Below are 12874 nucleotides of genomic sequence, written 5' to 3' on the forward strand. Positions count from 1 at the left end.
CGCCATCGCTCGATCAGCGATGGCGCCAGCCTTGCCATTGAATCAGTTTATGCAGCCGCCAGCATAAGGCGCTGAACCGTCAGCATATCTTCGCGAAATCGTGCCAGCTCATCCGCTTTCAGCCGCTCGTCTGGAATACGCAACAGATAGGATGGGTGCACCGTCACGAAGAGCGTTCGCCTTTCGTCGATCGCGATCGCTTTCCCCCTGACATCCTGCAGCCGCTGTTTTGTATCGGTCAGCGCCGCGAGCGCCGTCGCCCCCATCGCAACGACCAGCTTCGGCTTGATCAGCGCCATCTCCAGATCGAGCCACCAGCGGCAATGCTTCACCTCGCCCATATTGGGCTTCTGATGGATGCGGCGCTTGCCGCGCGGCTCATATTTGAAATGCTTGACGGCATTGGTGACGTAAAGCGTTGAGCGGTCGATGCCCGCTTCAGTGATCACTTGATCGAGGAGCCTGCCGGCCGGACCGACGAAGGGGCGCCCTGATATATCCTCCTGGTCGCCCGGCTGCTCGCCGACGAACATCACGTCGGCATCGCGCGGCCCCTCCCCGAATACGGTTTGCGTGGCCTTCGCATGAAGCGGACATCGGGTGCAGGAAGCAGCTTCCGCGCGCAGTGCTTCCAGCGTGCCCGCCGGCGCTGCGGGCTCGGCAGGAATAGTGCGCGCGGCTTCCTGCAGGCGATCGTGAAAGGGCAATGACTGGGTCGCCTCCCGTGCGGCCATGGCCCGCACCTTGCTCTCCGCCGATGCGATCAGCCCAGGGATGAGATCGGCTTCCGGCAGGTTCTTCCAGTATTTTTTCGGCATCTCCGCCTGCATCGCCTTCAGCTTCAACCGCGCCGGATTGAAAATGCTGGCGTAGTAGGTGCGCCAAAGTTCATCGGCAGCATCGGTGAGATTGGGTTTTTCGCACGGCTCGTCGCTCATCGTCAGCCGCTCGCCGTCCCAGGCGGCCGATCCCTTGGGCGTTGCGATCAGCCAGTCCATGTCGGTGAAGCGCCGTTGGAAGAAAGGCGCTGTGCGCCTGACGATATGGTGATCCGGCTCAAGCCAGGCGAGGAATTTTCGACGGTCGGCCGATACAGCATCAACCTCTTTGAAGCGGACGAAGGCCGTCATCTTGTGCGCGTCGCGTCGAACGGTTTTCGCCATCAGCCTGGCACGGGCGACGTCCTCATCAGAAGCCACTTCAAGCAGTTGCCGGTCCAGTTGCAGCCGCCAGAGCAGACGGTAAAGCAGGGAAAAGCGCGCCGGGTCGGAATGGCAGAGAACTGTCTCCGCGAGCTCGATGAAGGCGGGCGGCACCGTCATCGGCTTGCGTGCCATGATCGGCGCCGGCGGCATGGCGTCACGTTGAAACGCAAGGTCCGCCTCCTCGCCCTTTTCGCGCCAATCGATCTCTTCCGGCAGGATGCCCGCAGCCGCGAAAGCGCGCGCGGCGTCACGCCATTCGGCAAGCTCCCCGCGTCCTGCAAGTACGATCCGGCGCATCACAGCAACGACAATTGTTCGGGTTGCGGTTCGAACATAGCGCGAAGGTCGGGGCGCTCGATCAATCGACGCGGCGACCAGCCTTCCGCCGAGATGAAGGACTGAACCTTCTTGATCGAAACGCCGAGCCGCTGGAGATCATCGAGCCGCAACCGGCGAAAACGCCGGGCCGAAACGATCGCTTTGACCGTCTTGGTGCCGAGACCGGGCACACGCAGCAACCGCTCGCGCTCGGCCTTGTTGATATCGACGGGAAATTCGGCCCGGTTGGCGAGCGCCCAGGCAAGTTTGGGATCGAGGCTGAGATCGAGCATGCCTCCCGCCTGGTTCGCGGTGATCTCGTCTATGCCGAAACCGTAAAATCGATAGAGCCAATCGGCCTGATAGAGCCGGTGTTCCCGCATCAGCGGCGGTTTGATCAGCGGCAGATTTTTCGACGAGTCCGGAATCGGGCTGAAGGCGGAATAATAGACGCGCTTCAGCCCGTAGCTGCTGTAAAGCCGGCCGCTGGTCGCAAGGATCGTCGCATCGCTCGCGCCATCGGCGCCGACGATCATCTGCGTGCTCTGGCCGGCCGGCACGAAACGCTGACGCTGCTTCGTCCGCAGCGTCGGTTCGCTGGCGGCCTCGATCTTCAGCCTCAGATCCCCCATCGAACGCCGAATATTGGCAGGCTTCTTCTCCGGCGCGAAGCGGGTGATGCCGTTATCCGTCGGCAACTCGATATTGAGCGACAGCCTGTCTGCATGAAGCCCCGCCTCCTCGATCAGACGCGGCGACGCCTCGGGGATCGATTTCAGATGGATATATCCGCGGAAATTGTGGGTCACACGCAGTTCGCGGACGATGCGGACCATCTCTTCCATCGTGTAATCGGATGAACGAATAATGCCGGAGGAAAGGAACAGGCCTTCGATATAGTTGCGGCGATAGAATTCTAGCGTCAGCCAGATGACCTCCTCGGGCGTAAAGCGCGCCCGTTCGACATTGCTCGACGAGCGATTGACGCAATAGGCGCAATCGTAGATGCAGAAATTGGTCATCAGTATTTTCAGAAGCGAAATGCACCGCCCGTCCGGAGCATAGGCATGACAGATGCCGGATCCCTCGGTCGAACCGAGCCCGCCACTAGCCCGAGAATCACGCTTCACCGTTCCACTGGAAGCGCAGGAAGCATCATATTTCGCGGCATCGGAAAGGATTGCCAAGCGTTCTTTTAGCGACTTCTTCATTAGTATGTTCACTATATGTTCCGCCATGCAGAGTCAATCGGAACGATTCGATTTTCTGCCCATTTTCAAGTCGCACCACCTGATATCGGGGCGGGCCGCGTTTCTTTTATGCGAATTTTCTGGAAATCGGCCTTGGCGATCTGCTATAAGCGTCCGACTAAGATTGTGGCACGGTTCCGAAGCTCCCCTTCGGGACCTGTTTTCTTTTGTGTTCGCCGCTAATTGTGCGGATACGAGGATTGAAGGACAGAAAAATGGTTGAAAAGGTACCCATGACACCGGGCGGTTTCGTCAAGCTGCAGGAAGAGCTGCGCTGGCGTCAACAGGAGGAGCGCCCTCGAATCATCGAGGCGATCGCCGAAGCCCGTGCCCATGGCGACCTTTCCGAAAACGCCGAATACCACGCCGCCAAGGAAGCCCAGAGTCACAATGAAGGCCGCATCAGCGAGCTGGAAGACCTGACGGCGCGCGCCGAGGTCATCGACCTCACCAAGATGTCGGGCGACAAGATCAAGTTCGGCGCCAAGGTAAAACTCATCGACGAGGACACCGATGAAGAAAAGACCTACCAGATCGTCGGCGACCAGGAAGCCGACGTCAAGGCCGGCCGCATCTCCATCTCCTCGCCGATCGCCCGTGCTCTGATCGGCAAGGAAGTCGGCGATTCCATCGAGGTCAATGCGCCGGGCGGCTCCAAGGCCTACGAAATCCTCCAGGTTTCCTGGGGCTGATCGCCCACCGGCCGCGAGACCCCTCCCTTGCCCGATATCCGTGACGTCGAGATCATTGCGCCCAATTTCAAGCGCCGGCTCTCCGGCGTCACGTCGACGATCGTCCAGCTCATCCCGTGCCAGATCCGGCTCGGCATCAAGATCGCGACACTCGGCCCCGGCCTGCCGGAGGACCTGCCGAAACTTGAGTGGCGGCAGCTCTTCGGCCTCTGGCGCCCGCCGGCACGCCGGCGCCGGCGCGTCTGGCACGCTCGCCGCAACAACGAGATGGCAGTCGGCATCCTGCTGCGCCATCTGTTGCGCATGCCGCTGAAGCTTCTCTTCACCTCGGCCGCGCAACGCCGCCACACCGCCTATACGAAATGGCTGATCCGTCGCATGGACGCCGTCATCGCGACCAGCGATCGATCCGGCTCGTTCCTCGAGGTGCCGCATACGGTGATCCAGCACGGCGTCGACCTTGCTCTGTTCCATCCGCCGGAAACGGCGGAGGACGGCATCGCCGCCACCGGCCTGCCGGGCCACTATCTCATCGGCTGCTTCGGCCGTGTGCGCCATCAGAAGGGCACTGATCTTTTCGTCCAGGCGATGATCGAACTGCTGCCGCAGCACCCCGAGTGGACGGCGGTCGTCTCCGGCCGGGTGACGGCCGAACACACGGCATTTGGCGACAAACTCAAGGCGGATGTCGCGGCCGCCGGGCTCAGCGACCGTATCCTCTTCCTCGGCGAAGTACCTGACATCAAGGTCTGGTATCGCCGCGTGACGCTTTACGTCGCCCCTTCCCGCAACGAGGGTTTCGGCCTGACGCCGCTCGAAGCCATGGCCTCGCGCACCGCGGTGGTGGCATCGGATGCGGGCGCCTATGCCGAGCTCATCGTCACGGGCGAGACGGGGTTCGTCGTCGCCGCCGGCGATGGCAAGGCGCTGACGCGGGCAATCGCGCCCTATATCGCAGATCCCGCTCTGGCGATCGCTCATGGCGAGAATGCGCTGCGGCATGTCAGGACGAATTTCGCGCTGGAGAAGGAAGCGAGCGCGATCGGCGCCGTTTACGACCGCCTTCTCGGCGACAATCGCGGCTGAAGCAGAAAAGAGAAACGGCCCGTTGGATAACGGGCCGCTGCAGGGAGTCTAAGGATGAAGGGATAGCGGCTGACTATTCGGCCGGCTGCAGCCCGGCAGCCGAAGTATCCTCTCCGGTCTGGCCGCCCAGTGCCGCGGCGAGCTGCGCCGTATCCAGCTCATTTTCCCAACGTGCCACGACGATCGTCGCGACCGCATTGCCGACGAGGTTGGTCAGCGCCCGGCATTCCGACATGAAGCGGTCGATGCCGAGAATGAGCGCCATGCCGGCGACCGGCACGGATGGGACGACGGAGAGCGTTGCGGCAAGCGTGATGAAGCCGGCGCCGGTGATCCCTGCGGCACCCTTGGAGCTCAGCATCGCCACCAGCAGCAGCAGGATCTGGTCACCCCAGGAGAGATGGATGCCGGTTGCCTGAGCAATGAAGAGCGCTGCCAGCGTCATGTAGATGTTGGTGCCGTCGAGATTGAAGGAATAGCCTGTGGGGATGACGAGGCCGACGACCGAGCGCTTGCAGCCGGCCTTTTCCATCTTGTTCATCAGCCCCGGAAGGGCCGCCTCCGAAGACGAGGTGCCGAGGACCAGCAGCAGTTCTTCCTTGATGTAGCGCAGCAGCGCCACGATCGAGAAGCCGTTGTAGCGGGCAACAGCACCGAGAACGATGAAGACGAAGAGCAGAGACGTGATGTAGAAGGTCCCGATCAACATGGCGAGGTTGGCGATCGATCCAACACCGTACTTGCCGATGGTGAATGCCATGGCACCGAAAGCGCCGATGGGGGCAGCCTTCATGAGTATGGCGACGAGCTTGAAGACGGGAGCCGTCAGGGAATTGAGGAAGTTGACGACCTGCTCGCCCTTTTCGCCGACCATGGCGAGCGCGATACCGAAGAGCACCGAGAAGAACAGCACCTGCAGAATGTCGCCATCGGCAAAGGCGCCGACGATCGTCGTCGGGATGATGTTGGTGAGGAAGCCGACGATGCTCTGCTCATGCGCCTTGGCGGCAAAGGTGGCGACGGCGGCCGGATCCAGCGAGGCCGGATCGATGTTCATGCCGGCGCCTGGCTGGACGACATTGGCGACGATCAGGCCGATGATGAGCGCCAATGTCGAGAAGGTCAGGAAGTACAGCATCGCCTTGCCGGCGACGCGGCCGACCTTCTGCAGGTCGCTCATGCCGGCAATGCCGGTCGCAACCGTCAGAAAGATCACCGGCGCAATGATCATCTTAACGAGCTTGATGAAGGCATCGCCGAGCGGCTTCAGCTGGGTGCCGAGTTCGGGATAGAAATGGCCGAGAAGGATACCCGCAGCGATGGCCACGAGAACCTGAACGTAAAGATGGCTATAAAAGGGCTTCTTGCCCTTGCTGCCTGCGACTGCATCGAGTGGTGCTGCGATCATGATGTCCTCCTAGTGGCTCGTCCGGAACGAACTCCGGCCTCCCGAGCCGTTCGCTTCAAGTCCAACAGCTCAGCCGTTGTTGCCACCTCCTTCGCAATCGCCGTGCCAGTTTTACGCCGCCCACCAACGAATTGAATTTATTAAGAAAAAATTTGCGGGACTGCTGACAACCAATTAATCAATGCGGAAATCCGCACAAATCCATTTGCGTTTCGTGCAGAAGAATGCACAAATCCGCCATGTCCATGGCGCAGAAATTGTGGCCTTCCCTGCCCGTGCAACACCGCATCCGCCGGATGTGGTGGGCCTATGCCGTGCTCGCCCTTCTCGCTGTCGTCGCAAGCCTGTGGGCCAGCGGCGAGATCGGCCGGCACCGGGCGGAGGCTGCCCTCGAGGAACAGGCCCGCATGGATGCGAGGCTGAATGCGGCGTTGCTGCGCACAGTTCTTGAAAAATACCGGGCGCTTCCCTTCGTGCTATCGCAAGATACCGCAATCGCCGCGGCCCTGGCGGGAAACGATGCCGGCACGTTCGCCCGGCTCAGTCAGAAGCTGGAAATGCTGGCAGCGGGCACCAAGGCCGCCGTCATCTATGTCATCGACAAGGACGGCATGGCGGTTTCAGCCAGCAACTGGCGCGAGCCGACGAGCTTCGTCGGCAATGACTACCGCTTCCGGGAGTATTTTCAGGGGGCGGTCGAACGAGGACAGGCCGAGCACTTCGCGCTCGGCACGGTCAGCAAGAAACCGGGTCTCTATATCTCCCAGCGGATTTCGGGCAGCAATGGCTTGCTGGGTGTCGTTGTGGTCAAGGTCGAATTCGACGACGTCGAGGCGGACTGGAACGCCTCAGGCACCCCGTCCTACGTCGTTGACGAGCGCGGCATTGTCCTCATCACCAGTCTTCCATCATGGCGGTTCATGACGATCGGCCGGATCGCCGAGGACCGGCTGACGGCGATCCGCGAAAGCCTTCAATTCGGCGATGCGCCGCTTCAACCCTTGCCCCTCGACATGGTCCGAAACCTCGGCGCCGGGCTCGATGTCGTCGAGATCGTCATGCCTGGCGATGCCGGGAAAACCAGGTTTCTCGATGTCGGGATGCCGGTTCCGGCCACCGGCTGGCATTTACAGCATCTCGTGACGCTCGGGCCGTCCGTTGATGCGGGGATTCGTGAAGCCCGCATGCTGGCCTTGCTCATACTCTTGCCGCTGCTGGCCGGAGCAGCCTTCCTCTTGCGCCGCCGCCATACGATCGCCCTGCGAATCTCCAGCGAACAGCAAGCACGAGAGGAACTGGAACGGCGGGTAGTCGAGCGGACGCTCGATCTCAGCCAGGCGCGGGACCGGCTGCAAGCTGAAATCATCGGCCACAAGAGCACGGAGCAGAAGCTGCAGGCCGTGCAACAGGATCTGGTGCAGGCCAACCGGTTGGCCATCCTGGGTCAGGTGGCTGCCGGCGTTGCCCATGAGATCAACCAGCCGGTCGCAACCATCCGTGCCTATGCGGATAACGCCCGCACCTTCCTCGATCGCGGCCAGACGGCGCCTGCCGGCGAAAATCTCGAAAGCATCGCGGCGCTGACGGAGCGCATAGGTTCGATCACCGAGGAGCTGAAGACCTTTGCCCGCAAAGGCCGCGGCAGCGCCGAACCAACCGGATTGAAGGACGTCATCGAGGGCGCGGTGATGCTGTTGCGCAGCCGGTTTGCCGGCCGCATGGATACGCTCGACATCGACCTGCCGCCCGACGAACTGCAGGTGATGGGAAACCGGATTCGTCTCGAGCAGGTCCTTATCAACCTGCTTCAGAACGCCCTGGAGGCGGTGGCGCCGAAGGCCGGAGAGGGTCGCGTCGAGATCAGAACATCAACTGACGCGGGGATGGTAACGGTGACAGTCGCCGACAACGGCCCCGGCATTCCGCCTGATATTCGCAAAGGCTTGTTCACGCCGTTCAATACCTCGAAGGAAAGCGGTCTCGGCCTTGGCCTCGTCATCTCCAAGGATATCGTCGGCGATTACGGCGGCCGGCTGGAGGTTGCAAGCGACAGCGGCGGTACCCGGTTCATCGTTCAGCTGAGGAAGGCTTGAGGTCATGGACACACTGATGCCCGTTGCGCTGATCGACGACGACAAGGACCTGCGCCGTGCCACCGCGCAGACGCTCGAACTCGCCGGATTTTCCGTTTCCGCCTATGACGGTGCGAAAGCCGCGCTGGCGGATCTGCCGGCGGACTTTGCCGGCCCCGTCGTCACCGATATCCGCATGCCCGAGATCGACGGACTGCAGCTCTTCGCCACGCTGCAAGGGATGGATGTCGACCTGCCGGTGATCCTGATGACCGGCCACGGCGATATTCCGATGGCCGTTCATGCGATCCAGGACGGCGCCTATGATTTCATCGCCAAGCCCTTCGCAGCCGATCGGCTCGTGCAGAGCGTGCGTCGCGCAAGCGAGAAGCGGCGGCTTGTTCTGGAAAACCGCATGCTGCGGAAGGCAGCCGAAGATGCGCAGGAGAATTTGCCGCTGATCGGCCAGACGCCAGTCATGGAAAATCTCAGAAACATTCTTCGGCATATTGCCGATACAGATGTGGACGTACTCGTCGCCGGTGAAACGGGCAGCGGCAAGGAAGTGGTTGCCCAGCTCCTGCATCAGTGGAGCCACCGCCGGAAGGGCAATTTCGTAGCGCTGAACTGTGGCGCCCTGCCCGAAACCGTCATCGAAAGCGAATTGTTCGGCCACGAGGCCGGCGCCTTTACCGGCGCCCAGAAGCGCCGCACGGGCCGCATCGAACATGCAAGCGGCGGCACGCTGTTCCTCGACGAGATCGAAAGCATGCCGGCCGCCACCCAGGTCAAGATGCTGAGGGTGCTGGAGATGCGCGAGATCACGCCGCTCGGCACCAATGAGGTGCGTCCGGTCGATCTTCGCGTCGTCGCGGCTGCCAAGATCGACCTCGGGGATCCCTCGGTGCGCGGCGATTTTCGCGAGGATCTCTATTACAGGCTGAATGTCGTGACGATCTCCATTCCGCCGCTGAGAGAACGTCGTGACGATATCCCGCTGCTGTTCTCCCACTTCGCCGCTCGTGCCGCGGAGCGCTTCCGCCGCGATGTCCCGCCGCTTTCACCGGATGTGCGGCGGCATCTCGCCTCCCACACATGGCCGGGCAATGTCCGCGAGCTCTCGCACTATGCCGAACGCGTGGTGCTTGGCGTGGAAGGCGGCGGAGCGGCAGCGGCCCCTCCGCAGCCGACGGATGCGACGCTTCCTGAACGGCTGGAACGTTACGAGGCGGAGATCATTCGCGACGCGCTGTCGGCCAATGACGGCGACGTGCGCCGCACCATCGAGGCGCTCGGCATTCCGAGAAAGACGTTTTACGACAAACTTCAGCGCCACGGCATCAACCGGGGCGGCTATATCTCGCGCAAGTAATCGGCGATGACGGTTTATCTGCCGAGTGGCTTTAGACTTCGACCAGTCCCAGCTTCTTCACCTGCCGGATCGTCAGCATGGTGCGCACGGTATCGACATGTTCGTTCGCCGTCAGCACCTCGATGACGAAATCCTGAAACCGGGTGAGGTTCTCCGCCACGCAATGCAGCAGGAAATCGCTGTCGCCCGAGACCATCCAGGCCTGGCGCACCAGCGGCCATTCGGCGGTGGCAGCGGCGAAGGCTTTGAGATTGCCTTCCGACTGGTGCTTGAGGCCGACCATGCAGAAAGCGACGAGGTCGAAGCCGAGCTTCGGGCTGTTCAGCATCGCGTGGTAGCCCTCGATGATGCCGGCTTCCTCGAGCTTGCGCACCCGGCGCAGGCAAGGCGGCGCCGAGATACCGACGCGATCGGCAAGCTCCACATTGGTCATGCGGCCATCGGCCTGCAGTTCCCGGAGGATCTTTATATCGATGACGTCGAGTTCCGCACGCCCCACATCATTGCCTTTCTTTAATTCTCCGCGGGGAGCTTCTATATAAAGCCGCGGAATACGCAAGAAAGTTTCACGCCGATGACGGATTCTTGCACATCCGGGCGATTTGCCTTGTTGGTAACGCAAGGCTGCCCTTGAATAAAAGCATTGGACGTTCATAAATGGCGCAGGGACGCGAAACGGCCGCAATCGCGATTTAGCCGCCGCCCTCCTGCCAGTCGAAAGGAAATGACATGCCCGCCCGCCATACGAAGGTGCTCATCATCGGTTCCGGACCCGCAGGCTATACCGCCGCGGTCTATGCCGCGCGCGCCATGCTCAAACCGGTTTTGATCGCCGGTCTCGAGCAGGGCGGCCAGTTGATGATCACCACCGATGTCGAGAACTATCCGGGCTTTGCCGATCCGATCCAGGGTCCCTGGTTGATGGAACAGATGCTGCAGCAGGCAAAACATGTGGGCGCCGAGATTGTCAACGACCTGGTGACCGAAGTCGACATGAACCAGCGTCCTTTCGTCGCCCGCACCGACAGCGGCCAGGTCTGGACCGCCGATACGCTGATTATCGCCACCGGCGCCAAAGCCAAGTGGCTCGGCATCGAGAGCGAGCAGCATTTCCAGGGCTTCGGCGTTTCGGCTTGCGCCACTTGCGACGGTTTCTTCTATCGCAACAAGGATGTGATCGTGGTTGGCGGCGGCAACAGCGCCGTCGAAGAGGCGCTCTATCTCTCCAACATCGCCAAGTCGGTTACATTAGTTCATCGTCGCGACTTCTTCCGCGCCGAGAAGATCCTGCAGGAACGCCTGTTCTCCAAGGACAATGTCAAGGTCCTGTGGAATACCGAAGTGGCTGAGATTACCGGCACGCCGGCCAAGCCGCCGATGCCGCAATCCGTATCCGGAGCGCGCCTGCGCGACGTCAGAACCGGCACGCTCACCGACATGGTGATCGATGGCGTCTTCGTCGCCATCGGCCATGCGCCGGCAACCGAGCTCTTCAAGGACAAGCTGAAGCTGAAGGACAATGGTTATCTCTGGACCGCGCCGGATTCGACTGCGACCAGCCTGGACGGCGTCTATGCCGCGGGCGACGTGACGGATGATACGTTCCGCCAGGCGATCACTGCCGCCGGCCTGGGGTGCATGGCTGCACTTGAAGCCGAGCGATATCTGACGGGCCACATGCCCGTCGCCGTGGCCGCGGAGTAAGATCGGCATGAGGGGTGGGGGAATGCCATTGGATTGGGACAAGCTGCGTATTTTTCACGCAGCGGCCGAGGCGGGTTCGTTCACGCATGCGGCGGATAAACTGCATCTGTCCCAATCCGCCATCAGCCGCCAGGTCAGCGCGCTGGAGCAGGATGTCGGCACCAAGCTGTTTCATCGCCATGCGCGAGGACTGATTCTGACGGAACAGGGCGAGCTGCTTTACCGCACCGCCCATGACGTGCTGCTGAAGCTCGAAACCGTGAAGATGCAGCTCACCGAAACGACCGAGACGCCATCCGGCAAGCTGCGCGTCACGACGACCGTCGGCCTTGGCCAGGGCTGGCTGACCGACAAGATCCAGGAATTCCTGCAGCTCTATCCCGATGTGCAGATCCAGCTGATCCTCGACAATGAGGAAGTGGATGTGAACATGCGTCATGCCGACTGCGCGATCCGCCTGCGCCAGCCGCAGCAATCCGACCTCATCCAGCGCAAGCTCTTCACCGTGCACATGCACGTCTATGCGGCCCCGTCCTACATCAACCGCCACGGCGAGCCGCAGAAGGTCGAGGATCTCGACAATCACCGCATCATCACCTTCGGCGAGCCGGCGCCGAGTTACCTGCTCGATGTCAATTGGCTTGAGGTCGCCGGCCGCTCCTCCGATAACAAGCGTATTCCGCATCTGCAGATCAACAGCCAGACCTCGATCAAGCGCGCCGCCCTGCTCGGAATCGGTGTCGCCTGCCTGCCGGATTACATCGTCGGCCGCGACCCCGGCCTGATCCAGCTGGCGATCAATGCCGACGTCCCCTCCTTCGACACCTATTTCTGCTATCCCGACGAGATCAAGAACGCCGCCAAGCTGAAGGCTTTCCGCGATTTTATCGTCAGCAAGGCCAGAAACTGGAACTTTTGAGCCCGGTTTTATTGATGAATTGCCGACTATGCAGAACGTGCATGACTGGCATGCACAAATGAGGGTTGCCGTTTGCCCAATAAACCACCATATCGCACATAGCTGATGCACATGGTGGCTTTTCCTCCCAGTTCCACCGCATTAGCTGTTCCCCTCTGGAGGTTTTTAACCTTCACACTTATAAGGGCCCTGGTTTTCCAGTGGCCCTCTTTTTTTGCCCTTGCTTCCTCGATAAATGCCGCACCGCAAAAAATTTGTGCGGCGCATAGCAGACATGCACAAAAAAGCATTGAAACCTGCTCAAGGAAGCACCATATCCCTCTCAGCTGATGCATCTTGTGGTTTCTCTCCCAGTACCACCGCATTAGCTGTTCCCCTCTGGAGGTTTTTGACCTTCACAATTATAAGGGCCCTGGTTTTCCGGTGGCCCTCTTTTTTTGCCCAAAATTTGCGCATTCACCAAAAGCTACCGCCTCACGCCTCCGTGATTTGCATATCGAAGTCTGACGATCGATATATCGCCGAGACACGATTTATAGTTCGGCGAAAGACGATGGACAAAGACGAAATTATCAAGGCGCTCGCCCATCCCACCCGGATGGAGATTCTGAACTGGCTGAAAAATCCCGAGGAGCATTTCCCCTCGCAGGAGCATCCTTTCGAAATGGGCGTCTGCGCCAGCCAGTTCGAGCGCTGCGGCCTGTCGCAGTCGACGGTCTCGGCCCATCTCGGCACGCTGCATCGCGCCGGCCTCGTCACCACCAAACGCGTCGGCCAGTGGATCTTTTACAAGCGCAACGAAGAAACCATCGCCGCCTTCCTCAAGCAACTGACGCAGGACCTTTAGA

Annotated in this window: 11 protein-coding genes; 7 read left to right on the forward strand and 4 right to left on the reverse strand. The window is 60.9% G+C overall.

Annotated elements, in window-relative coordinates:
- Positions 1-47: 47 nt before the first annotated feature.
- Complete coding sequence (locus A6U98_RS18445; protein WP_064651905.1) at positions 48-1502, reverse strand: UdgX family uracil-DNA binding protein; 1455 nt, start codon at positions 1500-1502, stop codon at positions 48-50.
- Positions 1502-2734 carry a putative DNA modification/repair radical SAM protein gene (locus tag A6U98_RS18450; RefSeq protein ID WP_064651906.1) on the reverse strand — a complete coding sequence of 411 codons (1233 nt, stop codon included), beginning with the start codon at positions 2732-2734 and terminating at the stop codon, positions 1502-1504. Before A6U98_RS18450 ends, A6U98_RS18445 begins: the two co-directional genes overlap by 1 nt.
- 254 nt (positions 2735-2988) lie before the next feature.
- Between A6U98_RS18450 and greA the strand changes: the two genes are divergently transcribed.
- Together greA and A6U98_RS18460 are read left to right on the forward strand one after the other, a co-directional pair.
- Positions 2989-3465 (forward strand): transcription elongation factor GreA, encoded by a 477-nt coding sequence (gene greA / locus A6U98_RS18455; protein WP_012758398.1) that lies wholly within the window; start codon positions 2989-2991, stop codon positions 3463-3465.
- Positions 3466-3492: 27 nt separating this feature from the next.
- Positions 3493-4551, forward strand: a complete 1059-nt coding sequence (locus A6U98_RS18460; protein WP_064651907.1) for a glycosyltransferase family 4 protein — start codon at positions 3493-3495, stop codon at positions 4549-4551.
- A 73-nt stretch (positions 4552-4624) separates the two neighbouring features.
- Here A6U98_RS18460 and A6U98_RS18465 read toward each other — a convergent pair whose 3' ends face one another.
- Positions 4625-5959 carry a dicarboxylate/amino acid:cation symporter gene (locus tag A6U98_RS18465; protein WP_064651908.1) on the reverse strand — a complete coding sequence of 445 codons (1335 nt, stop codon included), beginning with the start codon at positions 5957-5959 and terminating at the stop codon, positions 4625-4627.
- Positions 5960-6183: 224 nt separating this feature from the next.
- On the opposite strand from A6U98_RS18465, the gene A6U98_RS18470 reads away from it, so the two are divergent.
- Positions 6184-8052: an ATP-binding protein gene (locus tag A6U98_RS18470; protein WP_064651909.1), complete on the forward strand. Its 1869-nt coding sequence runs from the start codon at positions 6184-6186 to the stop codon at positions 8050-8052.
- 4 nt (positions 8053-8056) lie between these two features.
- Entirely contained in the window at positions 8057-9403 is a 1347-nt protein-coding gene (locus A6U98_RS18475) for a sigma-54 dependent transcriptional regulator (protein ID WP_064651910.1), read from the forward strand.
- 31 nt (positions 9404-9434) lie between these two features.
- Here the strand turns inward: A6U98_RS18475 and A6U98_RS18480 are convergent, their stop codons facing one another.
- Complete coding sequence (locus A6U98_RS18480; protein WP_003541645.1) at positions 9435-9902, reverse strand: Lrp/AsnC family transcriptional regulator; 468 nt, start codon at positions 9900-9902, stop codon at positions 9435-9437.
- Positions 9903-10132: 230 nt separating this feature from the next.
- Here A6U98_RS18480 and trxB point away from each other — a divergent pair, with 230 nt between their 5' ends.
- The 3 genes from trxB to A6U98_RS18495 all read left to right on the forward strand — a co-directional run bounded on the left by trxB (position 10133) and on the right by A6U98_RS18495 (position 12873).
- A complete protein-coding gene (gene trxB / locus A6U98_RS18485; protein WP_064651911.1) occupies positions 10133-11107 on the forward strand; it encodes a thioredoxin-disulfide reductase in 975 nt (324 codons plus the stop codon).
- A 22-nt stretch (positions 11108-11129) separates the two neighbouring features.
- A complete protein-coding gene (locus A6U98_RS18490; RefSeq protein WP_018446649.1) occupies positions 11130-12026 on the forward strand; it encodes a LysR family transcriptional regulator VtlR in 897 nt (298 codons plus the stop codon).
- A 553-nt stretch (positions 12027-12579) separates the two neighbouring features.
- Positions 12580-12873 (forward strand): metalloregulator ArsR/SmtB family transcription factor, encoded by a 294-nt coding sequence (locus A6U98_RS18495; RefSeq protein ID WP_064651912.1) that lies wholly within the window; start codon positions 12580-12582, stop codon positions 12871-12873.
- The last annotated feature ends 1 nt before the right edge of the window (position 12874 follow it).

This window comes from Rhizobium sp. WYCCWR10014, from assembly GCF_001657485.1.
Taxonomy (GTDB): domain Bacteria; phylum Pseudomonadota; class Alphaproteobacteria; order Rhizobiales; family Rhizobiaceae; genus Rhizobium.